Source organism: Lysobacterales bacterium (assembly GCA_016721845.1).
GTDB lineage: Bacteria > Pseudomonadota > Gammaproteobacteria > Xanthomonadales > Ahniellaceae > JADKHK01.
The window spans coordinates 1,356,194-1,381,812 of the sequence record JADKHK010000013.1; the positions used below are offsets into that span (position 1 = coordinate 1,356,194).

Genomic DNA, 25,619 nt, shown 5'->3' on the forward strand with positions numbered 1-25,619 from the left:
GCCCCTCTGACCGGCAGCAGCCGGTCGGGGGAGGCAAGCGCCCGAGCACGGGCGCGCAGCCTGCGGTTTTGCCTCAACGTCTGCCAGCGCCAGTCAGTGAGAGAACGGATTGGTATTCGTCGCACAGGAGCGGAAGATGCAAATCGTCATCGAGTCGGAGCGAGATCGTCGGGTGCTGCATTGGCTTGTCGAGCAGGCCGGGGAGGAGGCTGTGGCGTCTGCATGCCTCCAGCTCGCGGGTCGAAGGCGAGCCTTTCCCAGCAACGTGGCCAAGCTACTCGGGCTTAACCCTCCGAAGGCATTAGCGCTGGCCTCACGTGAGTCGGCCGCTGCCCACATGGCGGCCATCGCCAAGCTTCTGGGGGTGCCGAGTGGCCAGTCTTGAACTGATTCAATTCCAGCCGCACCTGGCGGAAGTGCTGGAAGGTGAGAGCCCGGATTCGGTCGCGTGGCGTGCGTCGCGAGCCCCTAAGGTTTTGCCAACGATCGTCTGGGCAGACGGCGAAGGCTGGGGTCAAGCCAACCTTTGGGCGCACCACCTTGCCGCGCAACTCGATCCAAAGACGGTGTTGGCTTCCGTGAAGCACTTGGCCAGCTACGCGCAGTGGCTGGAAGCCGAAAAGACGGACTGGTGGCACTTCCCTGAGAAGAAAGCGGATCGATGCCTGTTCCGGTTCAAGAAGGCGCTCATCGCCGCACGGGATGCACGTGAAATCGCGCCTTCTACTGCCAGCGCCAGAATGGCCGCAGTGGTGCGCTTCTACCGCTGGGCGCACGCAGCGGAATTGATTACCCCGGTTGGCCCGATGTGGGACGACCGGCATGTTGCGGTGAAGACCGTGACCACGTTTGGCCTTGAGCGCACCATGCAGGTGATCACAAGCGAACTGGTGATCCGCAACACCAAGGTCAAAGGCGGCTTCCAGCTGGAAGATGGCGTGCTGCCGGTGAGCGATGAAGGTCGCCGCGACATTCAAGCTTTTGCGGAAGCGAATGCCAGCGAAGAATTACGCTTGATGCTGGCGCTTGGCTTCGGGTCGGGGCTCCGGCTAGGCTCCTTGTGCGATCTGAAGGTGGCCACGCTCGAGAACGCCACGACGGATCCGGCCACAGGCTGGCGACGCATGGCCCTCGGGCCTGCGGCCCACCCGCCTGTCGCGACCAAGTTTGGGGTGAGCGGCAAGGTTCCCATTTGGGATGAGCTGCGCGCCCGAGCGCTTCAGTACGCCACCAGCACGCGGCGCCTCAAGCGGCAGGCGAAGGCGGCGCCCGAACATCGCGGCCTGCTGTTCCTGAACAAGAACGGCAAACCCTACTCGCAAGGCGCGGTGACCACCGAGATGTGCCGGCTGCGAAAGGAAGCGCTTGATGCCGGCGTGTCCGTGTTCCGCGACTTCTACTTTCACCGTTCACGCGCGACCTTCACAACCCTGTTGATGCGGGTGGCGTTGCGCGTGCTGCCGGTGGCAGATGCCATCGATCTGACGCGCGAGTGCGCCCTGCATGCCGACGAGAAGACCACCTTCGGCTACGTCAAGTTCGTGGAGAAGACGGCGGCGATGAAGGCCCATGCCGACGCCTTCACCGAGGCCTTCCTGGGGCTGGCCAAGCAGGGAGGAAGCCATGCTTGATCTGGCGCTTCCTGATCTGCGGGTTCACTCCATTCCGACCGGCTCGCACGGCAGCGGCTGGGACCTGACGCGCTACCTGTATCGCGGCGCTGCAGCCATGAATCGCAACAAGGTAGATGTGTGCATCGCGCAAGGCCGGCTCGGGCCGATTCGCAGCGAGCGACTGGAGTTGCTGAAGGCGATTCATGCTGAGATCGAGGGCCTGGGAGGCTCTGTCGCGTCGAAGGTGGCTTACATGAGCTGCTTGACGCCGTTCATCGAGTGGGTCGATGAACGGGGCGACAGTCTTTCCCTCGATACCGCCAGATCACTTTTTCTTGGCTACGCCGACCACTTGCGTCATCGCGTTGCCGTCAAGGGTGTGAAGCATGGATCCGCCCACGGTTACGTGCTTTCCCTGTGTGGACTGCTGGGGCCTGTGTTGGATCCTCACACGCCCCGTGCCTCTGCGGCGCTTCTCCAACTCGCCGGGATTAGGCGCCCAAAGCAGCAGCGGCGATCACGTGGCCTGCAGGCCGACAAGCAGCGCCTGGACGACACCTTTGCGTTTGGCCACTTCCTTGCCGATGTCTGCGCCGCGCTCACGGTGGAGGCTGTGAAGGGGCCGTTGCCGCTGGACATCCCCATCCGTGAAGGACAGCAAACGCTGCGACTGGCGGGGGGGCTAAAAAAGGCCGACCTGGATCCCAGCGCCTTGAAGTGGCCGTATGAGCGGGAGATCGCGTTGCGCAAACGCGCCGCGCTGGCTCCCGAGGCTGATGCCAAGCAAACGCGACCCGACTTCATCAACTTACGCATCAATGTGGAACTGCTGATTTTTATTGCGCAGACCGGCATGAACCTGGAACAGGCCCAGACTGAGCCCCGAGCGGAGTATCGCTGGCAAACGGACGACCAGGACTACATTGTCCGCGCTGTGTACAAGGGGCGTCGCAAGGGTGTGGCGCAATTCGTCGTATTCCGCGAATACCGCGACCACTTCCAGCGTTACCTCGACTGGCTGGACGCTCTGGGCCTAAACGATGGCGATGATCGCCTCTTTCCGTTTCTGCATACCCAGATGCTGCCTGGCCACCACAAGGTAGTTAGCGCGGCCATACGTAAGTACTGCAAGAAACTGGGCATTCCTTTCGTGGGCCCGCGCACGCTGCGCAACACGCGTGTCAACTGGCTCCTACGGCGCAGTCGGGACCCTGAGCTGACCGCGGAGATGGCTGCTCATACGGTGCAAACGTTGCTCCGCATCTACGATGAGGGCGACCTGCAGTCGGCCTCTCAGGAGATCGGCAGGTACCACGCCGAGAACGATCCGACCCTGACGAAGAAGCCGCGCACCATCCCGATCTGCCTCAAGGGCGAAGAGGGCCCGCGCCCGTTGCCGGACACTCCCAAGGAAGCCCCGCCGCCCGATTGCGTGACGCCGGAGGGTTGCCTGTGGTGCATGCACTTTCGCGATGTGATGGCTCCGGACTACTGCTGGCGTTTGGCCAGTCATCGCTTCCTCAAGGCGCTGGAAGTAGCGCTCTTTCTCCCGCCGGAAGGCCAGCCGCTGCATCCGGGTTACCTGGTCATTGATCGCTTGACCGCAAAGCTGAATGCGATTGCGGCACGCAGCGCCGTCTGCGCCGAGTGGGTGAAAGAAGCCAAGGAGCGTGTTCGGGAGGGCGATCACCACCCCGACTGGGCCGGCCTGACCAAAATCGTGGAGAGCCTCAATGACGCCTGAAATTCACCTGCTTAGCCTGCACATCGATTCGCCGCTGGTCACGCCGAGCGCAGCTAATTTCCGCCCGCCCACCTGGCCGCCGCCGCCTGATTTTCCGGTGGTCATCGATGCGCAGGGCACGGTCGTATCACGCTACGGCGAACCTAGTTGGGACCTGACCCTATGGGCCGGCAAGGCGTTGAAGCTTTCATTTGGCCATGGCGACAGCAAGTACAACGGTGCGCCCGTCAGTGCCGAGAACGCGGACCTGCTGCGACAGATCGCCGGGCAGGGGCTCTGGGGCGTGCTGCAGTCACGATCCACAAACACACTAGTGAGCCGCAACAACGATCTCCGCCAACTGGCGGCGGCATGCAGTTCCCACGGTGTGCTGCTCAGCGAGCTGTGGCGATTCCAGCAGGTGATTGATGCGGTGGCCGAGCAGCTGTCGTCGAGCACGGCGAATAATTTGCTTGGCCTGCTGAGCCGACTGTTTGCCCTCCGCGATGCGCTGGGCTTTTCTATTCTGGATGAAGACGGCCTCAAGCGACTGGCCGAGAATGTGCCAGAGCATGAAGGGGTGCAAACCGCCTACATCCCGCCGCGCATCTGGACCTATCAGGTTCTTCGGCTGCGCGAGTTCTTGGACGATTACCTCGCCCACAAAGAGAACGTCGAAGCCTGCTTCACCTTCTGCCTAGAGGCCTACCAGATCAATGCCGGAGGCTGGGAGGCGCTGTTCAAAGAGGGGTTAGAAGCGAAACATAAGCCGTTTCACCATCGTCGGCGTGTCGGAAGTCGCTCCGGACACCGGCACTTCCACGGTCCATTTCGGGACACCGCCAGCCGCTTCGGTATCGATGGATTGATGGCGCGTTGGGTCGGAGGCTTGTCGTTAAAGAATTTCTCCTCGCTACTCACGATGGTTCGTGAGGTGGGGCTGGCATACACCCTCAACTTTTCGCTGATGCGCAAGGAAGAGGCTGCGGCCCTGCGGGCAGGGTGCTACAGCGTCGAGCAGGACAGTCTGAATCAGGATGTGCATTTGCTCGCCAGTGCGACAACCAAAACGGAACAGGACCCGGATGCGCGCTGGATCTGTTCGCCGAGCGTGGCGGTCGCCATTGAGGCGATGACGCACGCGGCCCAGTTGCGGCTCAGCGTGGTATTGCATGATCCGCGTCGCCGTCTCAGCGCACAGGATCGCAAGCACCCCCTGCTTGCGCTCACGCCTACTGAGCCGTGGAGTGGAGCGGCCTCGCCAAAGGGCGACAAATCCGCTACGGCTAACTACAGCGTTTTCATCAAAGCCCGCTCTCTGCTCTTTGATCCGGAACAGATGCGCATCACCCAGACCGATCTCGACATCGCTCAGGCGATGACCATGGGCCTCGAACCCGAGGTGTTTGCTGTTGGCAAGGTGTGGCCGCTGGCCTTTCATCAGCTGCGCCGGACGGGCGTGTGCAACATGCTCGCCAGCGGTTTGGTGTCAGAAGCGTCCCTGCGGTACCAGCTGAAGCACCTGACCATCGTGATGACGCGGTACTACGGCCAGAACTACTTCCGCCTCAAGGGCAACCTCACCGACGAGGCGACCGGATTCTTCCTCCGGGAGATGTATCAGGCGATCAAGCGAGGGTTCGAGGAACTGAGTGGCGACCAATTCATCTCGCCGCATGGCCAAAAGCGCAAGGATCAGATTCTGCGGCCCATCACCGAGCTCGACCACAAGGACTTGCTCAAGGCCGCGAAGTCGGGCGCGATCACTTATCGAGAGACGCTGCTGGGCGGCTGCACGCAGGTCACCTGCGTTTATGGCGGCATCACCAACATCGCCAACTGCATGGGTACGGCCGGGGATAGCAGCAAGCCGTGCGATCGGCTCATCATCGACAAGGGGAAGCGGTCCATCGTGGCGAAGCTGATCGACGAACTTGATGCGCAACTCGGCCAAGTCCCGTCCAGCTCGCCTCTGTGGCAGTCGATCATTGCCAATCGAAAAGCAGCGGAGGAGGCGATCAATGTCATCGACCAAAACTGACGTGCCGATGGGTCGCGCTGAGGCAAAGCTCCGCGAGTCCTTTGAGCGCCTGAAAACGGGTAAGACGCTGCATGTTCCCGTCGGCACCCGCATGAGTCAGAACGCGGTGGCAAAGGAAGCTGGCGTGATACCCAGCGCGCTACGCCCGAGTCGCTTTCCCGCACTGTGTCGCGAGATCGCCGAATGGATCGATCAGCACAAGGACGACCCCAGCCAGAAGTCGGGGCGGCAGAAGAACCTCGCTGAGCGCAATGCGAGGCGGGCTGTTCGTGATCGCATGGAAACAATGCGAGTGCAGCGCGACCTGGCCCTGTCGAAGCTCCTGAGCGCCGAGGCGCACATCCTGGAGCTGACTCTGGAGGTCAGGCGCCTGCGTGCTTGCGCACCCGCGCCGCCCAAGCCTATTCGTCCAGCGGATCGTGGCCAGTCGGCCACCAAAAAGCCACTTCGGGCCGTAGATTGACGGCTTGAATGGAGCCTACACGCACCTGAAAACCGCCAGTCAATTGCCCGGCTTCGCCACGCCATCTGACCATGCTCGCCGGCGAAACTGCCCAGCACCGGCGAGAACCTGACCGGCAGAAATCGGCCAACATCGGACCAACCAACGCGCGCAACTTGATGTAGGTGCTTTGGCGCGAGCAGCCCGAACGAATCGTTGCACTATTAGCGTGAGCAGCGTTCCTCAGATATCGGGGCAAGCTGCGGAAGTTCTCGATCTCGACGAGTTCGCGGAAGTGCATGATGTGCGCTTCGGACGCTGGCCAGCTTGTGCGGATCCCGGTCCCTCGTGAGCACCTGTCCCGGTTCGTCGTGAGCACGCGCTCCGGTACTTCGTGAGCACGCTTTCCGGTGGTCCCGATCACTAGATGATTCCCGGCACGCCGATCATTCACTCCGGCGACGCAAGCACCGAAAATTTCTCGAACGGATTTGCAGCAGCGCCCCCGGCAATCGGAAGCGTGCTCGGCGGTCAACGTCAAGGGTTTGGACACAGATTTCGACAAGAACGGCGATGGGTCCGGCACCAGTTGCGCGGACCCAGCGGAAGACGCGACGAACGTCGCCTTGAGACTGAGGTCTGACTAAGTAGTCTTGCCGAGACGCTTCTTGCCCTGAGCTTTCCGCATTGACTCGCCCGAGATCGAAATGCGGTGAGCCGCATGAACGACTCGATCGAGGATGGCGTCGGCGATCGTGGGATCCGGGAAGAACTCGTGCCATTTCTCTGTCGGCCACTGGCTTGTGATCAACAGCGATGTCGACCGCATCCTGCGATCCACAAGCGAGAGGAGAAACTGCGCAGCGCCTTCGGTAATCGTGCCGATGCCAAGGTCATCCAAGATGAGGAGATTAGGCTTGGCAAGATTGCCCTTGAGCTTCGACAACGAACCGTCCAACTCAGCGCTCGCGATCTCGTCAAGAAGCTCACTGACCTTGCGAAAAACGACGCTCATCCGGTGACGGCAAGCTTCGGTACCCATGGCGCACGCGAGGTAGGTTTTCCCGACACCAGTCGGACCAACAATCAACAGATTCAAGTGAGTCCTAACCCACTCACACCTGGACAGCCCGCAAACGAAGGCCCTGTCGAGGCCGCGGTCACTATTGAAATCAAACTCTTCCATCGTTGCGAGTTCAGGCATGCGCGCTGATGCCACGAGCCGCTTCAGCTTGCGATTCATGCGTTGCGAGGTTTCAGCCTCGACCAGCCAAGCAAACCGATCGTCGAACGGCGCCTCCTGATGAGACGGGGTTTGCATCTGAAGCTTGTAGGCCTCAGCCATCGCGGTAAGGCGGAGCTCGCGAAGGCTTTCAACAGTTTGCTGGACATGCCTCGACCGTCAAACGCATCGCCTCCATCCGTTGCCGCTGATCTGCCCCGTGAAGACTAAGGATCCTCGCGCCGCACTAGATCGATGATTCGCGAGTTGCCCTCATGCATCGCATCACTGCATCGGTGCTCTGATTCTGCCTATGTCGTCGACGTTTTCACACAGCCTCGGCCACTAGCGGACACTCGCTCCCATTTTTCCTGATGGATGGATAACCGTCAGTCGCGCCGTGCATTCTGTCCCAAATATTGGCTAACCTACCGATCAAAGGTCGACTCGGATGCCCGCCATGTCCTCGGTATCGCGCGCTGCCATCAACAGAAAGATTCGCTTGCCGATCGATTTTGACCACCTGGTGTCCAAGAACTGGTTCGGGCCAATCGCCGTGGCAATGCACGACAAGTCTCAGGATTACGCGACTGTTGGTCAGCTGATTGACTTGACATTCAAAGCTCTTGGCATAATCACTCGGAGCGGTCCCAGGAAGGTAATGGCTGCGGCTATTCTCAGGGCGGTCCGTGCGCTGGTGTCGAATGGAACACTGGATCGATACGGCAATGATCGAGTACGAGTCCGCGATGCAGTCCGTCTCGAGCGGTATCGCCAGCAATATCTGCACTCGCCTTTGCCGACGTTGCGCCGGCGCGATGTTGACCAGACGGACTTTTCGAGCTCCTCGCCGCCATTGCCTTCTGCTCAGCACGATGGACGCGATCTTTCAGGGGGTTTCGACGACGGCTACATTGACGAGCCGACGTACCCGATTTCCTTGCCACCTTTGCTGAGGCATTGCTCGGGCGGCCAGCTTCTGGAAACGGAGCCGGTCTTGGATTCAGAGTTTTCTTCCTCCGGACCATCTGACCAGGAACTGAGTGAGGATGAGCAGCGAATCTTGTCGAGATTCCTAGATGGTGTAGATGACCCTCAAACGGAAAGCCCGTTGGCAATCGTGCCCACTTCTGAAGTCACGGAGCTGCCACCTTTGAACCCGTCAGACTCACCCACTGTTACCAAATGGATCCCAGAGCTTCTGTCGAAATTCACGGAGGAGTCGGGCGTTACGGTCAAAGCATCTGGCTCCCGGCTCGAGGGCCGCACGGAAGAGATTCGCTTTAGTGTCGAGCTGCGGCTGAATCGCGAGGTCCGCGTTCGAATTTGGCCGCCTGACAGCCAAGGACAAACGCTTCTCGAGGCGAACAATCGGTCTTGGTACCTCGCTCCAATCGGTGGTAGCCCATCTGGATCTCTGTTTTTGATGCGCGCATGGACGAACGTTGTTTGCCCCGACGACGTGGCCCGTCAGATCTTGAACGACATCCAGTTCATCAAAGATGCCATAGCTGATGAGGATTGAACCCATTGAAGAGGATGCGCGAGATGCTGCCAAATTGCTCGTGCGAGCTCGGCGCATCGGTCGCGTAGGTAGCATCGTCACATTCGGACTTTGGCGAAACATTCGCGGCATCGAACACGCGCAATCGCTTTACGCTTCTGCTCAGGAAGACTTGGTCGCTCTTCGCTTGGGCGTCACGGAGCTTGCTGAACTTCGCCAGCGAATTTCCGAATGGGAGGACATTCGTGGCGTTCGCGTCGCCAAGTACGCTTTCCCCGACTTACTGCTTGATGGACGCCAAACCTACGGCGCTGATTGGCAGGCACTGCGCCTCGAGATTTTGGAGCGCGATAGTTTTTCCTGCCAGCACATCGATGGTGCGTGCCGAGGACCGCTTCAGATTCACCACATTATCTGGCTCAGCCAAGGAGGCTCAAACGATCCGAAAAATCTGGTGACCCTTTGCAGGTTCCACCACGGCCTGCAGCATCCTGACAACCCAGCTTTTACTGGAGACTGAAGAAATGGAGGTTTTCGGTGCGACCCTGCGCGGAATTGATGGCGAACTGATTCGACTTCGTGTGTTAAGTGAGGCGCAGGCTCGGGGTGTCACCGTCTTGGGGGACGCCCGTACTGCGGTAAGACAAGGCACGATCGAGCGATGCTTGTCCTGCGTGCGTGCCCTTGAAGGGTTTGAGCAAGTCGGTAACACGCTGCGTTACCTTGTCGACCTTTCACCTGTACAGGTCCGCGTCGACTCGCCAGGCATTGACCTTCCGCTGGCGATTACTTTGCTTCGAGGAACTGTCCTGCAGAGTCTCGAAGACCTTAAGGCTGACATTGCCAATCGTGAAGGCAAGCTAAGGCAGCTTGGGGATGAACATCGCACGGGCAACAAGAGCCCGGAGCAGCGTCAGAAGACGCGCGGACTAATGATTGACGCCATAACCCAACTTAAGCGCCAAGGTGAGATCGCTGCGGAATATCAGGCGGTGCTGGCCGCCGACCAGCGGCACTACCTATTGATTGGCAAGCTGGACATCACCACTGGAGAGATAGAGCCGCCTGGCGATGGCGCTCTTGGCTTGATTGCTGCTGCCACCCGACACGATCGCCCCATGACGGTCGTCGTCCCTGAAGCTTGCGAGGTACATGCCGCCATCGTTGGCAGGAGCGCTCCGCAAGTCACGACCTTGAAGGCTAAGGATCTCGCCGAGGTCTGGCGCATCGTTACAGGCCAAATTCAAGGACGGCCCTGTCGTCGCTCCCAAGGCGCCATTCGCGTCAAACGCTTCGAACAGGCGCAGCAGGCCCCTGATCTCAGGGATATCGAAGGCAATGCGCGGGCCAAAATGGCCCTCGAGATTGCGCTTGCCGGCCGTCACTCTTTGCTTATGCTCGGACCGCCAGGACAAGGCAAGACAATGCTGGCCCGTGCTGCAACCCGCCTCCTGCCCGACCTGTCCGACGACGAGTTGCTCGAAGTCAACAAGGTCTATTCTGCCCGCGGTGAGTTGCATGCCAACGAGTTGGTTGTCACTCGACCGTATCAGGAGGTGTCAACCACGGTCAGCGAGGCGGCGCTTTTCGGCTCCGCAGCAACGGCCGACAGTCCTAGGCCGGGCCTGATCTCAGCAGCTCATCGCGGCATCGCATTCTTTGACGAGATCAATCTTCTAAAAGGCGAGTACTTAGACCAACTTAGGGCGCCGTGGTCCAACGGCGAACACACGGTCCAGCGTGCGCGATTTTCCGTAACGTTTCCCAGTCGATTTGCCTTCCTAGGTGCTATGAACCCATGCCCTTGTGCACGACGGTTCCTCCATCGCTGCAGCATGTGTCTCAAGGTCGTACTGGAGGGAAGGACATGTCCCGATCATTCAAAGGCTGTACTGAATCCAGAATGCCGGTGTACTGATGCGCAAGTCCGAAGACATTTCGGGTGTATTTCGCAGCCGATCCGCGATCGGATCGACATGCTTTGCCTAGTGTCTCGCCATGATCGTGATGTGGACTGGCGCGATGACCTCTCCTCGCGCACCGTCAAGACTCGCATTGCGAAAGCTTGGGAAATTCAGGCGAAGCGCTACGCCAGCGCAACTTGGACCGGAAGATGCAACGCAGACTTCATGCGCTCGACTGACCTTGAGCAATTCGGCGCGATCGCTCCCGACACAAAGCATCAGATGGAAGAAATTCTCGCGAAGCACTATGGCCTTGAGGAAGACTCATTTCGCAAGCGTGATCAGTTGCTTTCCATTGCGCGAACAATTGCGGATTTGGAAGGCGTCGCTCGAGTAAGTACTTTCCATCTCAAGCAGGCGGTCGAAATTTCCGGTCTACCCCAGCGCCTAATGCTTTAGTGTAAGCGTCCAGCCAACCTAACTTCCCACGTGTCCTGGAGCGAGCATTCTGGCCGAGCGCGGACGACGACAAGCTCCCCAGAAGCGGCTGCGATGGCGCCACCCGGCCAGCGCTACTCGCCCCTCCGATCGAACTTCCGCTTCGGGTTGTTGACGCTCGTTCAGACCTGATCGGGATCAGCTTTGGGCGAGCGTCAACAACCGCGAGTGCTATTCGGCGATCAATGCTACTCGTTCCGACTGCTCGATCCGCGCGCCGTAGGCGATCTTGAAGGCTTCTTGCTCCGCGGCTTGCCATGCGTGCAAATGTGCCTTGATACAACGGATACCTTTCCCGTTTAGAGTCATCGCGACGAATGCTTGTGCGACCGATACGCCCAAGCTCTCAAGTAGCGTCTCAGCCGCGGCCACGCCGGCCCTGCATTCGTCCCCACCGGCTCCAGCGCCATTGAAAGCGAGATACGCTTCCATTTCTCGATCCTTCTCAGCTTCTTCCGCATTGTCTCCGTTACTGTGCGAGGCGATCCAATCTGCATATTCGTGCAGCTTGATACCGCCCCAACAGTAGATATCTCGCACCTCGGCTCGCGAGAGCGTCGCTGGCTCTGCGTGCAGAACCTTGAGCGCGGCTTCGAGGAGGCAATCTTCGACTCTTTCGCCAAGCAACAGATGAACACCTCGGCTCCTTGCACGTCGCCAGACGTCGATTGCACGGTCGCGTATTGACTGGCCGTCGCCCCAAGTTGGCGGCTCTCCATCGGCTCCAAAAAAGTACTCCGAAGGCCATCGCACATCATGCTTCTGGACTTGCTCGAGCGCCATCGCAATCTCATACCGCGCCCGTGCCGCGTCCTCGGTTAGAAGCCAGTTCTGGAGCGGTTCTATTGTTGCGGATTGGTGACCACGGTGCACTGCTGCAAGCAGTGGCCGACCTTCCCGTTGCAGGAACAGGGCCAGCGCGCTGCCATCGATCATTGCTGAAACATGCCAACGGATCGTGCGATTGTCGAGGAAGTCTCGCTCCTGAGAGATTGCTTGTTGCTCGTTGCCGACGCCCACTCCAACGCGACCTTCGTGTGTGAGCGTCACGAATGCCTCGAGAGGCCGATGCTGCTTGTCCTGCCTTATGTGAAGAGGAACTCGACTTGCGCTCAGCCGTTGCAGATCGAAGTGTATGCCGTCATTGGCCGGATCCCGCGACGCCGATGGTCCGAAGTACGACTGTCCGAACAGCACATGCACAACGTCGCGCTCCAGTCGGAAAATCGAGCAGGCATCGCCAAGAAATATGGGAACTACCAAATCTTCGATGGTTAACAACCCGGCACTCTCCGCTTCTTTGGCTGCGGAATAGGTGCATCGCCATAGGGCAATCGCGATGAAGTCTCGCAAACGTTTCGACGACAAAGTGATTCGAGCGAGTTTCGCGCGTCTACTGATAGCGCGCACTACCGTTCGAACATTTGGCAATGTGTCCTCCTCGTTCAAGCGTGATTGACGGCTTCGAGGTTTCAGCCGATGAGATGTTGAGCTTCGGCTTCTATTGCCGAATCGTAGCTCGCCCAGTTCATCGACGCGAATGAAATGCCAAGACTTTCGTAGGCAGCCACGAACCATCCGCTAAACGTCCGCTCCGGGTCGTCGTGAGTCGGCCAATGCAAATCTCAGTTCATAGCCCTCTAGGTCTTCGGGATCGTCGCACCGAGCTCGACCAATCGATTCGCGACCGCCACGATGAAATTGTTGGCCTCGATGTGCATCATCACCATGATTTCGTGAAGCTGGTGGACGTCCAACTGAAGGCGTTGGCCAGGTGCGTGTTGGACCTTTCGCTCGACGATGCGCAAGGCAATGGTGGCAGGTTCATTGAGCGAAACGCCGATTGCGCCAGGACCGGAGTACGTTGCACCACTCTCACCGATGAGTTGAATCTCGAATCCCATCCACGTGGTTTCCATCGTACCGGTCGCTTCGTCGACATCTCGTGTGCCTACAATGCTACGTCGATGGGTCTGCGTGTTGCGAAACTTGTTCAACGTATCGAAGTGTCGCTTGAACCGCCCCGGGATTTGAGGAGGCTCCAACTCTTGAGAAGATGGAGCCATGAACAAGTCTAAGAAGTTCTCCCCGGAAGTACGTGAGCGCGCAGTGCGCATGGTGCAGGAACATCGCGGCGACTATCCATCGCTGTGGGCTGCGGTTGAATCGATTGCGGCGAAGATTGGCTGTGTGCCGCAGACGCTGCTGACGTGGGTGCAGCGGCACGAGATCGACAGCGGCGCTCGCGAAGGCGTGACGACGGCGGAGGCGAAGCGCGTGAAGGAACTCGAGCGCGAGGTGAAGGAACTGCGCCGTGCCAACGAGATCCTGAAGTTGGCCAGCGCGTTTTTCGCCCAGGCGGAGCTCGACCGCCGACTCAAGTCCTGAGGGACTTCATCGATAGGCATCGCGATACCCACGGGGTCGAGCCGATCTGCAAGGTGCTGCAGATCGCTCCGTCGGGTTATCGAAGGTATGTGATGTTGCGGCGCGATCCGCAGCTTTGCTGTGCGCGGGTCCGGCGTGACGCTGCACTGGTGCCGCAGATTGAGCGCGTCTGGCAGGCCAACATGCAGGTTTACGGGGTCGACAAGGTCTGGCGACAGCTGGGTCGCGAAGGCATCCCGACGGCACGCTGCACGATCGAGCGCCTGATGCGTCGTCAGGGGTGGCGCGGCGTGGTGCGCGGCAAGGTGGTGCGCACGACGGTCAGTGATGGCAACGCGCCGTGCCCGATGGACCGGGTCAATCGACAGTTCTACGCCGAGCGTCCGAACCAGCTGTGGGTGTCGGATTTCACCTACGTTTCAACGTGGCAGGGCTGGCTGTATGTGGCTTTCGTTATTGACGTGTTCGCCCGACGCATTGTCGGCTGGCAGGTCAGCACCTCAATGCGCACGGATTTCGTCCTGGATGCATTGGAACAAGCGCTTCATGCACGCCAGCCCGAGCGCGACAGTGCACTGATTCACCACAGCGACCGCGGTTCGCAGTACGTGTCGATCCGCTACAGCGAGCGTCTGGCCGAAGCCGGCATCGAACCGTCCGTGGGCAGCAAGGGCGACAGCTACGACAACGCGCTCGCAGAGACCATCAACGGCCTCTACAAGGCCGAATTGATCCATCGTCGCGCACCATGGAAATCCCGCGAGGCCGTCGAGCTCGCAACGCTGGAATGGGTCGACTGGTTCAACCACAGGCGACTTCTCGAACCGATCGGCTACATTCCGCCTGCCGAAGCGGAGGACAACTACTATCGGCAACTCACCGGTCACGCAGTCCCAATGGCCGCATGACTTAAACCAAACAGCCTCCACGAAAACCGGGGCGGTTCACGAATTCCTTCCGTTGGCGAACTAAGCGATACCGATGCAGCCGCGTACGAATTGCTGAAGGATGAGCTAAGGAAAAAGTAGAATTACGAAGTCTGAGTATTGACTCTGTTCGTATGCATGATCGGACCCGGGGGCCGGCGATTCAATAGTTGGGCTTCACACTCAGGCACCTTCGCACAATCGAGCAACGAAGCATGACGCCATCCGACTTCTGGCAGCCGTTTGAATTCACGGTCAAATCGTTCAACGATCTGGTGAAAATTATCGACCAAATCATGGATCGTGCTGTCGAGCATGACATTCAGTTCGCATGGAGAGGCCAAGTAGATGCTTCATGGTCCCTACACAGCTCCCTCTATCGCCGCCTTAGCCTCACATCAGTAGCAACGCCCGACGAGGCGGCTTTGGCGGAGCGCGAGCTAAATATTCTGATCGATCTGCATCGTTGGGGCCTGCACACTCATCCGACAGTGGGCAGACTGTCGGTTCTCAACCAGCTCGCAATTCTTCAACACTATGGAGCACCAACGCGCCTGATCGACATAACGCTGAATGCGTGGGTAGGCGTATGGTTTGCCGTCGAGAAAAAGTGGCAGAACGGCATCGAGGTCCATCACGACAAAGATGCGCGTCTGTTCGCGGTCGACATCACTGGCAGGCTGACGAATGAGCACGACGACTACCGCTCATGGGAGGACTCCGTATCTAGACCCTGGCCGGACGGAAAGGCGTCGAAGATCACAAAAGAGGAGTGGACGACGTCAGTGTACGCTTGGCGCCCATCTCGTCTTGATGAACGTATTTCGGCACAGAACGGTGCATTTCTGTTTGGTGGCGTTCCAGCAACGACAAAGCCAGATGGAAACAAGTTCCAGTTCCCGAAGAGCTCGAATAACAAGAACGGTCATTGGAAGATCGAGGAAGGTCGCTCCGCGTGCTCGATTCCCCTCCGTCCGCACAAGTTCGACGCGACGAGAGGGAAGGCGACGACTGGCGCGCTGTATACATTTCGTATCGCTGCGAGTGCAAAGCAGCCTATTCGTGAGCGCCTTGAGAAGTTGTTTGGCTACACCCACGCGACGATCTACCCGGACTACACGGGGTTCGCGACCTTTGGCACACCTACACTCAAGAGTTGGTGAACCCCAACTACGCGATCAAACGGATCACGGGGATGGGCTACCTCTTTTCCTGATTGAATACCGGGGCGCCGCCGCTTAGCGCTACTTTGAATGTCCGCTTCGGGTCGGGAGTCGCCGGTCAGCGCCTTGCTGGCGGTGGGCGGTTTGGTTGCCGGCCATGGTCAGACTGGCTGGCGAAGCTGGTCATTCAGGTTGGCACGGCCCGGGCAAGCGGTTGGCAATACGCACACCTTCTTTTCTGGTGACAAAACCCGCCTATTTGTCACTGAAATCGCTCTCAATCTGGTGACGATGCGGAAACTTCCGAAAGACAAGCGCAGCAAGGGTTTCGACTATGTCACCATAATCATCTGTAACGGGTTCAGCGCGTACAGGTATTCGAAGACCGATTCGAACACCCAGATCGCGATGGTGAGCGCGGTCAGCCATAGCAACTGGTCCATCGGCTCGGCGATGCCAAGCCCGGCCAGGAAGCTCTGCTTCTGGTTGACGACGACATCGACCGCCACGCCGATCAGCAATTCGGGCAGCACGTCGAAGAACTTGTTCAGCACCGAGTAGACCGCAGCCAGCACCGCATTGCGGCGGTACGGGCGGGCGAAAGCGAACAATCGGGACAAGGGATGGGTATTCAGGGCAGCTTCCTCGGTCGGAACGACAGCGCGGCGTGACCGCGAGTGATCCGCAGCACCCTCGGCGCACGTATATTCGACCAGTATCCCCGATCGGCCCGTAGCGCATGCAGTCAGAACGCTGGCAACAGATCCGCAGCATCTTCGAACAGGCCGTCGAACTGGAAGCCGGCGCGCGCGCGACCTTCCTCGACGGTGCCTGTGGCGACGATGCGGAACTTCGCCGCGAGGTCGACAGCCTGCTCGATGCCGACACCGGGGCCGCGGGCGAGCAGACCTCGCTCGGCGCTGCGGCGCCCGAGTTGCTGAAGTCGCTGCACGACGATGAAGACCTGGCGCGGCGCCGCGCCTGGCAGGGCCGCCGCGTCGGTGCCTGGAAGCTGGTGCGCGAGATCGGTCAGGGCGGCATGGGCGCGGTCTGGCTGGCCGAACGCGACGACGGTGCCTACCTGCAACAGGCGGCCGTGAAACTGGTCCGCTCCGGCTGGCACGACGACGACTTGCTGCGCCGTTTCCGCGCCGAACGCCAGATCCTCGCGGCGCTGAATCATCCGAACATCGCCCGCCTGATCGACGGCGGCCTGGCTGACGACGCGCCCTTCCTGGTGCTCGAATACGTCGACGGCGAACCGCTGCAGCGCTGGTGCGCCGAGCATCATCTCGATCTCGAAGCGCGCCTGCGCCTGCTGCTGACCGTCTGCGACGCCGTCGCGCATGCGCACAGCCGGCTCGTGGTGCATCGCGACCTGAAGCCGTCGAACATCCTGGTCGACCGCGATGGCCAGGTGAAACTGCTCGACTTCGGCATCGCCAAGCTGCTCGAGGGCGAAGGCAGCCGCGAGATTTCGGCGATCCGCATGTTCACACCCGACTATGCGGCACCCGAGCAGGTGCGCGGTGACGCCGTGACCACCGGCGTCGATGTCTATGCACTCGGCCTGCTGCTGTACGAACTGCTGACCGGCCAACGCCCCTATGGCCAGGCCGCGTCGACGCCGGCGGCCTACGAGCAGGCGATCCTGACCCAGGAACCGGAAGCGCCTTCGCGCATCGTCACCCAGGCGCATTCCGATGCGGTCGCCCGGATCGGCCAGCTTGACCTCGCTGCCTTGCAGCGGCGTCTGCGCGGCGACCTCGACGCGATCGTGCTGAAGGCGCTGCGCAAGCGCCCGGAAGACCGTTATGCCTCGGTCGAGGCCCTGGCGGCCGATCTGCGGCGCTATCTCGCCAAACAACCGGTCGACGCCCGTCGCGGCCGTTGGCGCTATCGCGCGACGCGCTTCCTGCAGCGGCACGCGCTGTCGGCCAGCCTGGCGGCGATCGCGCTGCTATCGCTGCTGATCGGTTTGGCGGCCGCGCTGTGGCAGGCCGAACAGGCGCGCATCGAACGCGATGCCGCACGCCGCGAGGCGATCAAGTCGACGCGCGCGCTCGACTTCATGAAGACGGTGTTCGAGATCGCCGACCCCAGCGAGAACCTGGGTCGCAGCGTCACCGCGGTCGAACTGCTCGCCAAGGGCGCGGCCGACCTCGAATTCCAGTTGAAGGATGAACCGGAAGTGCGCGCGGCGCTGCTGGACACGCTCGGGTCCGCAAACCTCGGCCTGGGCCAGACCGAGACCGCGAAATCGCTGTTCGAGCGCGGCCTTGCCGACGCGCGCCGCAGTGGCGATCCGGTCGCGATTGGGCATGCGCTGCTCGGGCTCGGCTCGGCCTTGACGCGACTGGGCGACATCGCCGCATCGGAGGCACTCGCACGCGAGGCCCGGGCGCTCGCGCTGCCAAGGGACGACCGCGGCGACGAAGTCCGCGCACGCACCGACATCCGGCTGGCCGTACAGGCGCTGACTCGTTCCGACTATGCCGTCTCCGAACCCTTGTTCCGATCCGGCATGGCCACGCTCGAACGCCTCGCCGGCCACCCCGATCCCGAAGTCGCGATCCCGTTCTCGTCGCTGCTGCATGCCACCGGCCGTGCCGCCGAGGCCGAACAGGTCCTGCAGGCGGCGTTGGCCCAGGTGCGCCGTGACTCGCCGCCGATCCATCCCGGCCGTGCCGCGCTGGCCGCACAACTCGGCACCAATTATTCGCGCCAGGGTCGCCCAGCCGAGGCCGAACCGCTGCTGCGCGATGCGCTCGCGATCAAGATCGCGATCTATGGCGAACAGCACGGTTCGGTCGACGTGACCCGCCACAACCTGGCGCGCGTGCTGACCGAACTCGGTCGCTGGGACGAGGCCGAGGCGATCTACCGCGCCGTGCTCGCCGCCGAACGCGCACGCTACAACGGTCCGCACCCCAGCATCGCGGCCAGCGAAGCCGGCCTCGCGCGGGTACTGCTCGACAGCGATCGCGCGGCCGAGTCGGAGCCGTTGTGGCGCTCCGCGCAGGCCACCGCGATCGCGAAATTCGGCGAACTCGATGCGGCGGTCGGCATCACCGCGATCGGGCTCGGTCGCACCCTGCTCGCGCTGCAACGTTTCGATGAAGCCGACGCACAACTCGATCTCGCCCGCCGCGTCTACGAGCGACTGGGCGAGAACGGCACGACCTCACTGGCACGCGTGCAGCTCGAACAGACCCGGCTGGCGCTGCTGCGTTCCGACGCCACGGTGGATTGCCAGGCCGCGGCGGCGGCCGTGACGGCCGCGAGCAAGCCCGATGCAACACGCGGCTATGCACTCGCCGTGCTCGCGGCCTGCCAGCATCGGGGTGGCGCGGCGGCGACCGCCGCGACCACGCTGGCCGAGGCCCTGCAGTTGCTGCGCAGGCATCGCGACGGGCGATTCCCCGAACGTCGCTATGCGGAATCGCTGGCCACGCTCATGCGCTGAACGTGGCTGCGCTGCGGCCTTACTTCGAGTTCGCGACCATGTAGTCGATCGCGGCCTTCACTTCGGTGTCGCTCAGGGTCACGAATCCGCCCTTGGCCGGCATCATGCCCTTCTTGCCGGTAAAGCCCTTGAGCGCATGTTCGAGCAACAGCGCATCGCCCTGTGCGATGCGTGGCCCCCAGTCCGCGGCGTCACCCAGCTTGGGGGCGCCGGCGATGCCGGCGCCGTGGCAGGCCACGCAGGCCTTCTTGAACACCGCGTCGCCATCGACGGCCACTGCGGCGACGGCTGCAGCATCGGTCGGTGCCGAAGTGTCGGTTGGTGACGCCGTTTCGGTGGGCGCCGACTCGGCGACCGGCGCTGCAGGTGCTGGCGCCGGTGCATTGACCTCGGGCGGCAGCGGCGCCGGATCCTGCGGTTTGCAGGCGACCAGGGACAACGCAATCAGGATCGGGACGATGGTCTGCTTCACGGGTGTTTCCCCTCTTCGTTGGGTGTGATGTTGGAATGCTCCGCCACGGCATCGGTGCGGAAGGCCGGCAGGAAGGCATCGGAAAAACAGGCGTTCTCGTCGAGGCCCTGCGCCAGCATCGCCGGAACCGCATTCTCGACCATGCGCACCGAGCCGCAGACATAGACCTCGTGGTCGCGCAGATCCGGGAAGTCGGCGAGCAGTGCTTCGTGCACGAAACCGGTGCGCCCACCCCAGGCATCATTCGCCTCGGGCTCGGACAACACCGGCACGAAGCGGAAGTTCGCGTGCTCGCGCGCCCAGGTCTCGGCCAGCGCCAGCAGATACAAATCGGCCTTCCGACGCACGCCCCAATACAGCCACATCGGCCGCGGCACCCCACGATGAAAGGCGTCTTCGATCAGGCTTTTGATCGGCGCGAAGCCGGTTGCGCCGGCGATGAACAGGATCGGGCGCTGGCCGGCATGCAGGGTGAAGCGTCCGACCGGTCCTTCGAAGCGGATCGTGTCGCCGACCTGCATCGCATCGAACACCGCGGTCGTGAAGCGCCCGCCCGGCACACGGCGCACATGAAGTTCGATCAGGGCATTGTCGTGCGGCGGATTCGCGAACGAGAACGCGCGCTTCTGGCCGTCGTCCAGCAGGATGTTGATGTATTGGCCTGCGGCAAAATCGATGCGCTCGCCGGCGGGCAGCGCCAGGTCCACGCGCATCACGTCGTCGGCGAGGCGCTGCATGCGTTCGACACGCGCGACATGCACTTGCGACGCGGTCGCGGCGCCGGGGCGCAACGAAGCCACGTCGACGTCCAGCTCGACATCTTCCAAGGGCGTCGCGACGCACATCAGCGCCTTGCCGGCCGCACGCATCGCCTCGGTCAGGACACCGGGCTGATAGGCGCCGTGATCGATGCGCCCGTTCAACACGCTGCACTGGCAGACCCCGCAGCCGCCATTGCGGCAGTCGTAGGGCAAGGCCAAACCGGCGCGCAGTCCGGCGTCGAGCAGGGTTTCGCCCGGGCGCGCCGATACGTGCACGGCCCCGGGATGGAAGGCCAGCTGGAATTCCTGCTGCGTCGAGCGATTGCGCCGGCGTTGCAACCACGGCAGCGCCAACAGCAGGACGGTACCGCCGCCGACCACCCACCACGCCGTCGGCGCCGAGCTGGATTCGATCAGCGGCAACACCGGCAGGAAGAACCAGTCGAGACGGACGACCGCGACCGCGCGCGTCAGGTCGGCCATGCCGCCCTGCGTCAACACCGGCATCCACACGGCCAGCGCCAGCAAGGTCGCCAACAGGCTCAGCGCGATCGATCGCGGTGGCTGCGTCTCGGCTTTCGGCACGCGCTGCACGTGTACCCACATCATCAGCAGGAAGATCAGCGACACGCCGATGTGAATGAAGGCCAGCAGCGAGAAGAAGCGATCGGTCATGCTCGCCGGGTAAATGAAGTTGCGCATCGTCGTCGCACCGAACAGCGGCAGCGCACTCATCCATTCGAAGGCCCGCACGGTCACGTACTGCGCGTAGCGATCCCAGGGCAGCATGTAGCCATTGATGCCGACGATGTAGACGAGCCAGATCAAGCCGACGCCGGACACCCACGAGAACCAGCGGAAGCCGCGCAGGCGGTCGAATGCGAACCAGCGCAGCATGTGCAGCAGCATGATCGCGACCATCGCATCGGACGCATAGCGGTGCACGCTGCGCAGGATGCCCCCGGCGAACCATTGGCGGTGCGTGATCGCCTCGACCGACGGGTACGCCGCCGCAACCGCGGTATCGAAGAACGCGTACAGGTAGGTGCCACTGACCGCGACCACCCAGAACAGGAAGAACGCGGTCGCGCCCAGGTGGTACAGCGGGTTGTAGCGGTCGCCGAAGGCACGATTGAACACGCCTTCGACCGCCATGAAGGCCTGTCGCAACAGTCGCTGCAATCCGCCGATCATGCGCCGGACTCCGGCATCGGGCGCGCCCGCATGGCACGCAGCACGACGACCACGAACAGCAAGCCGCCACCGATCGCGATCAACCCGCCAAGTCCCATCACACCCATGCCGGCGATCTCGGACGGCGTGCGCAACACCTGCTCGGCACCCGCGACCTTGCGCTGGACCCCATAGCCCCCGGACCAGACCAGTCCGAGGATGTGCAGGGATTGTCCGACCGCGTAGATCGTCGGCTGCAGGCGCGCGAGGCGAGACTCGGGCGCCACATAACCGAGGCGCGGCAGCAGGAAGTAGACGAGACCCATCAGCGCCAGGGTCACGCCGACGATGCTGCCGTGGTAATGCGCCGGAATGCGCACGTTGTTGCCGGCGATGACGACGCCGATGACGCCGCCGAGCGCGAAGATCGCCATCGACGACCACAATGCCGCACGCAAGGGCCGTTGCGCATCCGACAGCGACCGATGCTGCAACATCGCCTGGATCACGGCCAGCATCACCGGCGCGATCGCGAGGCCGCCGCCGATCCGCATCGCCCAGGTGTGCAGGTTGCGATGTTCGACCGAGGCGATGTCATGCGCGAGATAGGCATAGGGCGTCACGAACACGCTGGCCAGAGCCAGCACGAACATCAGCACCACCAGGCGCGGACTGAGCAGGACCCGACCACCGCAGGCACCGGCCAGCCACAGCCAGGCGAGCAGCATCAGGATCGTCCAGGTGAACTGCAGCGCATGCCCGCCACCCCAGAACAGGACCTCGTAGTAGGCCTTGCCCTCCAGCGACGGCGGCATCACCGCCCAGGACCACGCGAATGCGATCAGCGCCACCGCCATCGCCACGGCGCTGGCATTGCTGCCGAATTGCAGTGCACCGATCGCGGCGGGTGCCTGTCCCGGCCGCGGCGCCGCGATCAGCGCATGCACGACCAGCAACGTGCTGCCGAGGCCGAACAGCACCAGCGCCGCGATGAACACGCGTCCGTCCAGCACCGGGATGTAATTCGCCATCAACGCCTCAGTACTGCCCGCGAACGGCGCGACCAGCATGCCGATCGTGCCGAGTGCGCACAGCGCGATGGCCGACCGCGCCAGCGGCAACGCCATGCTGCGCGCATTCAGGCTCCAGAGCATGCCGGCCATGGCGACAAACCAGACCAATACCGACAGATCGACATGCACGACCAGCGCCAGCCGGAAGAAGTCGGCGACCGGGAACAGCTTCTGCAGGCCCGGCGTTCGCGACACCACCAGCAGGATCGCGAACAGGCCGGAGCCGATCAACGCGGCCATGCCGAGCCACAGCCAGGCGCGCGCAAGACTGCGCTGTGCGGTCGCGATCGGGGCCGGCAGATAGATCGTGCCAGCGCCGGATAATCCGCGCTGACCCGCAAGGTCGGAGGTGGACGCGTTCATTGCAGGGTGATCTCACCGTGTTCGGACGAGAAGTCGATGACGCGTACCTGCAACGGCTCGAACTGCACGACCTCGTCGCGCGCATAGTCGAAGCCGGCGGTGCGCGCACTGTCGCGCAGGCGTACTTGCAGGCGATGCGCACCGGCGGCGACCGGAATGCTGCGATAGACGCTGGCGGCGCCGTCGCGCGACAGTCCCGAAGGTGCGGCGGTCGCTCGATAGAGTGCCTGTCCGTCCAGGTCGACCTCGATCGTGACGGGTGCCCGTTCGCGCGGGCAGCGCGTCGGCGCGCGCATGTTCGGCGGCAGCTTGGCCAGCTCTTCCGGCGTCTGTTCGACGCAGGCCGAGAGGCGCTGCCCATGGTGCAGGAAGCTGATCTTCAGCAGTGCCTGGCCATCCCCCAGCGACCGATACGGCGGCCAGTGCGAGAACAGCGCAATCGTTGCGGCAAACGCGGCATACAGCAGGGCCTGCGCGATCCAGCGGAACGGATGAACCTTCATGCGCAACTCCCGGCTTCGACCACACGTCGACGCAAGCTCGCCAATGCCGCAGGCAGGATCGACGCGTCCGTGCGCCGGCATTCAACCACGTCCCAGCGGGCCGCATCCACCGAACTGCGCAGGATCGGCGCACGCGCACCGGCCAGGCGCTCGACGGTCCAGCGTTGTCCGAGACGGAACGCACATCCGGACTCGGGACAGGTGCCGATGAGCACGCCGCTGGCACCGTCGCGCAGCGCATACTCGATGAAGGAGGGCGGCAATTGGCCGATGCAGGTCAGGCTGAAAGTCGCGACATCGTGCGCTTCGACGGCGTTGACCGGCGTGCCGTGGTCGCAGCCGAACACGACGTAGCGTTGCGCCGCATCCATCGTCGCCAGGCGTGTGCGCAATGCGGTGCGAAGGCCATCGATCGGCTGCTGCGGCATGTCGATGCCGGTGACCAGGGTCGCCATCGACCGAAAGGGCGTCGACGAGGGACACGAACCAACGCAGATGCCGCAGGACGCGCAGGCATCGGCGTCGACCTGGGCCAGGGCGTAGCCGGGTCGCTGCGGGTGCGACACCATCGTGATCGCATCGAACGGACAATCGGCGACACAGCGTCGGCAGCCGCTGCAGTGGCGCGCATGCACCTCGGCCACGGCGGGACGCGCGTGCGCGCGCAACAGCGGCAGTGACAGCAGCACGGCCAACACGGCGAGCACCGCGAGCCAGACCGCAGTCGCCGAAGTTGCGGCGACCAGCGGATGCACGAACAGCAGGATCCAGTCGATCGACAGCACTGCAGGCACCTGCGCCACATCCGCCGGCGCCTGACTGTGCACCGGCACGATCGCAGCCATCGTCAGCAGCGCCAGCAGCAACGACGTCGCGAGCGCACGCGGCGGCCAGACTGCGACATGGGCCAGCCGCCGCAGATGGAACCAGAACCCGAACAGCATCAGCAACGGCACGCCGATATGCACGAACACGAACAATGAGAACAGGCGATCGCTGATCGCCGTCGCGACCAGGAAGTTGCGCGTGAGCGGCGCGCCGAACAGCGGCCACCAGTCCAGCCATTCGGCACTCGCCGTCGCCGAGTACTGACCGAGCTGGTCCCAGTTCAACCAGAAGCCGCCGATGGCACTGACCGCCAGCAAGGGCAGCAAGGCCACGCCGGTCAGCCAGCTCGACGCCGCGAACCCGCGGAATCGCCCCAGCACCCATTCGCGCACCAGATGCGCGAGCGTGATCAACGCGAACAGGTCGGCGGCGTAGCGATGGACGCTGCGCAGCAAGCCGCCGAACCCCCATGGTCCGCGCGACAACCGGTCGATCGATGCGTACGCGCCACCGACCGACGTATCGATCACCACATACAGGTAGATGCCGGTGACAACCAGGATCCAGAACAGCAGGAAGGCGATCGCGCCGAGATGGCGCAAGGGATTCAGCCGCGGCGATACCAGGTCGAGTCGATCTTCCAGGGCACGCCAGGACGTCGCCGCCGGTGTGGATTTCGGCAGCGCGGTCATGCCGGCGTCGCCCGGGCGCGGCGCCGGGCGCGGCGCTGCGTCCACCATTCGCTGATCCCGAACCAGAGCATCGCGACGAAGAACGTCACGCCACCGGCGACCTGCAGGGTCAGGGTGTAGTCGGCCTTGTACTTGCCCGTGGTCGGGTCATAGACCGAACAGAAGATGCGCACGCGTTCGATGAAGTCGGCTGCGGTATGCGTTTCGCCGAGCAACATGCCACGCAGCAGTCGGCGGATCGGCTCGCCGAGGATCTCGGCGCTGAAATCGCCATAGACCTGGCTGCGGATCACGCCCTGCGCGTCCAGCAGCGACACCTGCACGGTGTGATCGAACCCGGCGGGACTCGGACGGAAGCGGAAACCGTAGGCCTCGGTGAGGGCCGGCACGTCTTCCGGACGCGGACTCAGGAACTCCCAGTTCGGTTCGCGGATGCGCAGTTGCGCGGCAAACATCTTCATCGCCAACGGCGAGTCGGTGGGCTGGTTGAAGCCGATGCTGAGGACGTTGAACTGATTCGGTCCGAAGCGGTCGCGCATCGCGCGCACGGCGCCCTGCAAGTCGCGGGTACTGGTCGGACACACCTGGAAGCAGCCGGTGAACACGAAATTGACGATCAGCGGCTTGCCGCGAAAACTGGACAGTGCGACCTCCCTGCCCTCGCGATCACGCAGTACGAAGTCGCCGGGCGTGCTGCCGACCCGGGCACGACTGAAGGCGATGGCCTCGTCGATGTCGAGCGTGGTGCCGGGCGCCCCGAGCACATCCGCCGCGACGACCGCCAGCAGGACCGCAAGCATCCAGTTCGCAAGGTGTCCAGGGCGTCGATGGACGCGGGCAATGCGGGCCGGGGAATCGTCCATG

Annotated in this window: 20 protein-coding genes and 1 other annotated feature; of the genes, 10 read left to right on the forward strand and 10 right to left on the reverse strand. The window is 62.4% G+C overall.

What is annotated here, in order from left to right:
• The first annotated feature begins 371 nt into the window (after positions 1–371).
• From IPP28_13510 to IPP28_13525, 4 genes are read left to right on the forward strand one after another with little or no spacing between them, the layout of a single operon-like run.
• Positions 372–1,631 carry a site-specific integrase gene (locus IPP28_13510; GenBank protein MBL0042028.1) on the forward strand — a complete coding sequence of 420 codons (1,260 nt, stop codon included), beginning with the start codon at positions 372–374 and terminating at the stop codon, positions 1,629–1,631.
• Positions 1,624–3,357, forward strand: coding sequence for a site-specific integrase (locus tag IPP28_13515; protein MBL0042029.1), 1,734 nt, complete (start codon positions 1,624–1,626; stop codon positions 3,355–3,357). The genes IPP28_13510 and IPP28_13515 overlap by 8 nt, the downstream gene beginning before the upstream one ends.
• Entirely contained in the window at positions 3,347–5,377 is a 2,031-nt protein-coding gene (locus IPP28_13520) for a hypothetical protein (GenBank protein MBL0042030.1), read from the forward strand. Before IPP28_13515 ends, IPP28_13520 begins: the two co-directional genes overlap by 11 nt.
• Complete coding sequence (locus IPP28_13525; GenBank protein ID MBL0042031.1) at positions 5,358–5,840, forward strand: hypothetical protein; 483 nt, start codon at positions 5,358–5,360, stop codon at positions 5,838–5,840. The genes IPP28_13520 and IPP28_13525 overlap by 20 nt, the downstream gene beginning before the upstream one ends.
• Before the next feature lie 622 nt (positions 5,841–6,462).
• Here the strand turns inward: IPP28_13525 and IPP28_13530 are convergent.
• Complete coding sequence (locus tag IPP28_13530; GenBank protein MBL0042032.1) at positions 6,463–7,164, reverse strand: ATP-binding protein; 702 nt, start codon at positions 7,162–7,164, stop codon at positions 6,463–6,465.
• Positions 7,165–7,501: 337 nt separating this feature from the next.
• Here IPP28_13530 and IPP28_13535 point away from each other — a divergent pair, with 337 nt between their 5' ends.
• The 3 genes from IPP28_13535 to IPP28_13545 are packed head-to-tail and all read left to right on the forward strand — an operon-like array spanning position 7,502 to position 10,908.
• The gene (locus IPP28_13535) at positions 7,502–8,566 is read left to right on the forward strand and encodes a hypothetical protein (GenBank protein ID MBL0042033.1); all 1,065 of its coding nucleotides are present in this window, start codon (positions 7,502–7,504) and stop codon (positions 8,564–8,566) included.
• On the forward strand, positions 8,556–9,065 hold the full coding sequence (locus tag IPP28_13540) for an HNH endonuclease (protein MBL0042034.1): 510 nt from the start codon (positions 8,556–8,558) through the stop codon (positions 9,063–9,065). Before IPP28_13535 ends, IPP28_13540 begins: the two co-directional genes overlap by 11 nt.
• A 4-nt stretch (positions 9,066–9,069) precedes the next feature.
• Complete coding sequence (locus IPP28_13545; protein ID MBL0042035.1) at positions 9,070–10,908, forward strand: ATP-binding protein; 1,839 nt, start codon at positions 9,070–9,072, stop codon at positions 10,906–10,908.
• Positions 10,909–11,118: 210 nt separating this feature from the next.
• Here IPP28_13545 and IPP28_13550 read toward each other — a convergent pair whose 3' ends face one another.
• Positions 11,119–12,315, reverse strand: coding sequence for a hypothetical protein (locus tag IPP28_13550; protein ID MBL0042036.1), 1,197 nt, complete (start codon positions 12,313–12,315; stop codon positions 11,119–11,121).
• 272 nt (positions 12,316–12,587) lie between these two features.
• Complete coding sequence (locus IPP28_13555) at positions 12,588–12,944, reverse strand: hypothetical protein (protein MBL0042037.1); 357 nt, start codon at positions 12,942–12,944, stop codon at positions 12,588–12,590.
• A gap of 67 nt (positions 12,945–13,011) precedes the next feature.
• Between IPP28_13555 and IPP28_13560 the strand changes: the two genes are divergently transcribed.
• Positions 13,012–14,243, forward strand: a protein-coding gene (locus tag IPP28_13560) for an IS3 family transposase (protein MBL0042038.1) whose coding sequence is annotated in 2 segments (ribosomal slippage) — positions 13,012–13,300 and positions 13,300–14,243 — 1,233 coding nt in all. Because the reading frame shifts where the segments join, the coding sequence is not laid out codon by codon here.
• Positions 13,290–13,406, forward strand: a sequence feature (AL1L pseudoknot). It overlaps the preceding gene by 117 nt.
• A gap of 233 nt (positions 14,244–14,476) precedes the next feature.
• Positions 14,477–15,424 carry an FRG domain-containing protein gene (locus IPP28_13565; GenBank protein ID MBL0042039.1) on the forward strand — a complete coding sequence of 316 codons (948 nt, stop codon included), beginning with the start codon at positions 14,477–14,479 and terminating at the stop codon, positions 15,422–15,424.
• Between the two features lie 332 nt (positions 15,425–15,756).
• Here IPP28_13565 and IPP28_13570 read toward each other — a convergent pair whose 3' ends face one another.
• A complete protein-coding gene (locus IPP28_13570; GenBank protein ID MBL0042040.1) occupies positions 15,757–16,044 on the reverse strand; it encodes a hypothetical protein in 288 nt (95 codons plus the stop codon).
• 119 nt (positions 16,045–16,163) lie between these two features.
• Here IPP28_13570 and IPP28_13575 point away from each other — a divergent pair, with 119 nt between their 5' ends.
• Positions 16,164–18,890: a serine/threonine protein kinase gene (locus IPP28_13575; GenBank protein ID MBL0042041.1), complete on the forward strand. Its 2,727-nt coding sequence runs from the start codon at positions 16,164–16,166 to the stop codon at positions 18,888–18,890.
• A 19-nt stretch (positions 18,891–18,909) separates the two neighbouring features.
• Here IPP28_13575 and IPP28_13580 read toward each other — a convergent pair whose 3' ends face one another.
• The 6 genes from IPP28_13580 to IPP28_13605 are packed head-to-tail and all read right to left on the reverse strand — an operon-like array spanning position 18,910 to position 25,618.
• The gene (locus IPP28_13580) at positions 18,910–19,362 is read right to left on the reverse strand and encodes a cytochrome c5 family protein (protein MBL0042042.1); all 453 of its coding nucleotides are present in this window, start codon (positions 19,360–19,362) and stop codon (positions 18,910–18,912) included.
• Entirely contained in the window at positions 19,359–21,317 is a 1,959-nt protein-coding gene (locus IPP28_13585; GenBank protein ID MBL0042043.1) for a cytochrome b N-terminal domain-containing protein, read from the reverse strand. Before IPP28_13585 ends, IPP28_13580 begins: the two co-directional genes overlap by 4 nt.
• Positions 21,314–22,732, reverse strand: a complete 1,419-nt coding sequence (locus tag IPP28_13590; protein MBL0042044.1) for a cbb3-type cytochrome c oxidase subunit I — start codon at positions 22,730–22,732, stop codon at positions 21,314–21,316. The genes IPP28_13585 and IPP28_13590 overlap by 4 nt, the downstream gene beginning before the upstream one ends.
• Positions 22,729–23,235 carry a hypothetical protein gene (locus IPP28_13595; protein ID MBL0042045.1) on the reverse strand — a complete coding sequence of 169 codons (507 nt, stop codon included), beginning with the start codon at positions 23,233–23,235 and terminating at the stop codon, positions 22,729–22,731. The genes IPP28_13590 and IPP28_13595 overlap by 4 nt, the downstream gene beginning before the upstream one ends.
• Positions 23,232–24,800, reverse strand: a complete 1,569-nt coding sequence (locus tag IPP28_13600; protein ID MBL0042046.1) for a hydrogenase iron-sulfur subunit — start codon at positions 24,798–24,800, stop codon at positions 23,232–23,234. Before IPP28_13600 ends, IPP28_13595 begins: the two co-directional genes overlap by 4 nt.
• Positions 24,752–25,618 carry an SCO family protein gene (locus tag IPP28_13605; GenBank protein ID MBL0042047.1) on the reverse strand — a complete coding sequence of 289 codons (867 nt, stop codon included), beginning with the start codon at positions 25,616–25,618 and terminating at the stop codon, positions 24,752–24,754. Before IPP28_13605 ends, IPP28_13600 begins: the two co-directional genes overlap by 49 nt.
• Between the last annotated feature and the right edge of the window lies 1 nt (position 25,619).

What these genes read in the sequence shown, in the direction of transcription:
- IPP28_13515 (MBL0042029.1), top strand. Translation starts at nt 1,624, where the DNA reads ATGCTTGATCTGGCGCTTCCTGATCTGCGGGTTCACTCCATTCCGACC.
- IPP28_13520 (MBL0042030.1), top strand. Translation starts at nt 3,347, where the DNA reads ATGACGCCTGAAATTCACCTGCTTAGCCTGCACATCGATTCGCCGCTG.
- IPP28_13525 (MBL0042031.1), top strand. Translation starts at nt 5,358, where the DNA reads ATGTCATCGACCAAAACTGACGTGCCGATGGGTCGCGCTGAGGCAAAG.
- IPP28_13530 (MBL0042032.1), bottom strand. Translation starts at nt 7,164, where the DNA reads ATGGCTGAGGCCTACAAGCTTCAGATGCAAACCCCGTCTCATCAGGAG.
- IPP28_13535 (MBL0042033.1), top strand. Translation starts at nt 7,502, where the DNA reads ATGTCCTCGGTATCGCGCGCTGCCATCAACAGAAAGATTCGCTTGCCG.
- IPP28_13540 (MBL0042034.1), top strand. Translation starts at nt 8,556, where the DNA reads ATGAGGATTGAACCCATTGAAGAGGATGCGCGAGATGCTGCCAAATTG.
- IPP28_13545 (MBL0042035.1), top strand. Translation starts at nt 9,070, where the DNA reads ATGGAGGTTTTCGGTGCGACCCTGCGCGGAATTGATGGCGAACTGATT.
- IPP28_13565 (MBL0042039.1), top strand. Translation starts at nt 14,477, where the DNA reads ATGACGCCATCCGACTTCTGGCAGCCGTTTGAATTCACGGTCAAATCG.
- IPP28_13575 (MBL0042041.1), top strand. Translation starts at nt 16,164, where the DNA reads ATGCAGTCAGAACGCTGGCAACAGATCCGCAGCATCTTCGAACAGGCC.
- IPP28_13585 (MBL0042043.1), bottom strand. Translation starts at nt 21,317, where the DNA reads ATGATCGGCGGATTGCAGCGACTGTTGCGACAGGCCTTCATGGCGGTC.
- IPP28_13590 (MBL0042044.1), bottom strand. Translation starts at nt 22,732, where the DNA reads ATGAACGCGTCCACCTCCGACCTTGCGGGTCAGCGCGGATTATCCGGC.
- IPP28_13595 (MBL0042045.1), bottom strand. Translation starts at nt 23,235, where the DNA reads ATGAAGGTTCATCCGTTCCGCTGGATCGCGCAGGCCCTGCTGTATGCC.
- IPP28_13605 (MBL0042047.1), bottom strand. Translation starts at nt 25,618, where the DNA reads ATGGACGATTCCCCGGCCCGCATTGCCCGCGTCCATCGACGCCCTGGA.